This window comes from Vibrio sp. Vb1755 (assembly GCF_033338635.1).
Lineage (GTDB): Bacteria > Pseudomonadota > Gammaproteobacteria > Enterobacterales > Vibrionaceae > Vibrio > Vibrio alginolyticus.
Window position 1 is genome coordinate 1 of the sequence record NZ_JAWOTA010000381.1, and the last position, 1,022, is coordinate 1,022.

Annotated in this window: 3 protein-coding genes; 1 reads left to right on the top strand and 2 read right to left on the bottom strand. The window is 46.6% G+C overall.

All coding sequences use genetic code 11. The features are described 5' to 3' along the window. The coding region (locus R7E00_RS25285; RefSeq protein ID WP_318124947.1) for a DNA topoisomerase at positions 1-402 on the top strand (402 nt) is incomplete at its 5' end. Positions 403-452: 50 nt separating this feature from the next. Here R7E00_RS25285 and R7E00_RS25290 read toward each other — a convergent pair. Together R7E00_RS25290 and R7E00_RS25295 are read right to left on the bottom strand one after the other, a co-directional pair. Beyond that, positions 453-659, bottom strand: a complete 207-nt coding sequence (locus R7E00_RS25290; RefSeq protein ID WP_005461782.1) for a hypothetical protein — start codon at positions 657-659, stop codon at positions 453-455. Positions 660-780: 121 nt separating this feature from the next. Next, positions 781-1,022 (bottom strand): SDR family oxidoreductase (locus tag R7E00_RS25295; RefSeq protein WP_318124948.1); only part of this gene is annotated, 242 nt, incomplete at its 5' end.

A 1,022-nucleotide genomic window follows, 5' to 3' on the forward strand; every position in this document is an offset into this window, starting at 1 on the left:
CGCGACACAGATGGATTAGGTACGGAAGCGACTCGTGCGGGTATTTTGGATACGCTCTTTAAGCGTCAGTTATTGACAAGGCAAGGTAAATCCATACTCAGCTCGCAAGCTGGACGAGGGTTAATCAACGCATTACCACAAGATGCGACGTATCCTGACATGACCGCTCATTGGGAGCACCAACTTCAGGGGATGGCAGAAAGAAATCAAGCTTATCAACCTTTCATGCAGGCACTTGAACAGCGTATTGATGGGTTGATGAGCCAAGTAAAATCAGGGCCAATACCGGATTCTCTGCGCCACTTACCTAAAGTCGAACGTCCGGCGTTCAAGCGTAAAAAGCGAAGCTACCCAAAGAGTGGGACATCGAAAACGGGAGCCTCAAAGCGAAAGAGCTCTTAAACAAAAGCGGCGCATGATAGCGCCGCTTTTGCTTGTTGTTTGTGGTGGTGTTACTCAAACAGATCGCCGTGATTTTGAATGGCACCCCTTACATCATCTTGCGTAAGAACTCGTTTGCCCGAGACTTGTTTGACTTGCTTACCTAAATCGACCAACGCATCGCGATTCGCTTGTGTCTGACGTTTCCCTGCGCTTCTTAAGCAGTAGTTGAGTTCGTGATCTTCACTAAAATTCACCAGATCTCTATCCGCAGCCATGCTCACTCTCCTTATTTGTTTGATAGCCTTACTAAGTCTGGAAAGGAAACGCAGAAATTCAAGGTTGTCAGAGAAGTAGAAAGCATAAAGCTAACCTACCTCTCATCTTTTTATAAAATACTTACCAAGGAAGCGAAGTTCCGTCGTAATTGATGAATTGACCAGAGTGTTCAACGGTGCTTTGGTCAATAACTTGTGCCAGCCCTTGAGCTGCTATCTCTGCATCTATAAGTGCATTTGGCCCACCCATTGTGGTGCGTACCCAACCAGGGTGCAAAGCAAGGACAGTAAAACCGTCAGGCGTTAAGTCATTGCTTAAGCTTTTGACTACGGAATTGAGTGCCGCCTTTGACGAGCGATAAA